The sequence below is a fragment of the Bartonella sp. PS7NMGDW genome (assembly GCF_042193585.1).
In the GTDB taxonomy this organism is placed as follows: Bacteria; Pseudomonadota; Alphaproteobacteria; order Rhizobiales; family Rhizobiaceae; genus Bartonella; species Bartonella grahamii.
Map to the genome: position 1 here is coordinate 1 of NZ_JBHILX010000099.1, position 848 is coordinate 848.

1 protein-coding gene is annotated in these 848 nt (G+C 35.6%); it reads right to left on the minus strand.

Annotated elements, in window-relative coordinates; translation table 11 throughout:
* Positions 1-778, minus strand: a 778-nt coding sequence (locus ACFIKJ_RS09495) for a type IV secretion system protein (protein ID WP_375654076.1), incomplete at its 3' end; no start/stop codon positions are given.
* Between the last annotated feature and the right edge of the window lie 70 nt (positions 779-848).

Here is an 848-nt window from a genome sequence, read left to right on the forward strand (position 1 = left end):
GTATGGTAGGCATCCCGTTTGTTTCATGGTTAAAAATTTTCATATCAAGTTCGCGTCTTTTCCTTTTGATAAGTGATCGCTCGGCATTACGTAAATGCGCTACCATTTGCATCTTTATAGATTCATTTTGGATCATTGCTAACGAACCATCGATATGTGCTTGAAGATCTGCAATGTCTTTCAGGTTTTCTTTTGTTTGAAGTTCATCGAATAGCTCTTTAAGGTATTGAAAACGATTTTCTACGTTTTCAAAAGTTTTTAAAGTTAAAGCTTTATCTAGAGACGATATAAATTCTAAACGGGCAAAAATAGAGTCACCTACTTGATCAAAAGTCCCAGAAATTTTGTTTTCTTCCTCTAATACCTTTTGATATGATTCCCTTGAAAGCTTATCTTTCTTATAGAGCGATTCAGGCTCTTTGAGAAAAAAACTAGAAAAGTCTATTTTCTGAGGTGCGGTTTTCTGACTCTTTGTTATAGCTTGATAGGTTTTTTCTGTTTGCGAAAGTTGTTCTTTTTTTAACTCAAGCTGTTTTTTTAAGAGCTCAATAATTTCCCCTTTTCTTAATAGCTTAATAAGCTCCAAATATTCTGCTGGTGGAGCAGGTGATTTCGGTGAAGCAGGTGATTTCGGTGAAGCAGGTGATTTCGATGGAGTAGGTGGTTGTGTAAAATATGTCTTCCCGAGTGAATCTATACCATCAATATTCACTGCATGTGCCAAATTTATCATTCCCCAAATGGTAATCATTCCTGTTATAATAAATCGCTTTTTCATCTGTCTCCTCGCTTAATTTCGGCAGGGATTGTTTTATTAATAGGCACACGGTTCCTATCATTTGGCTGTT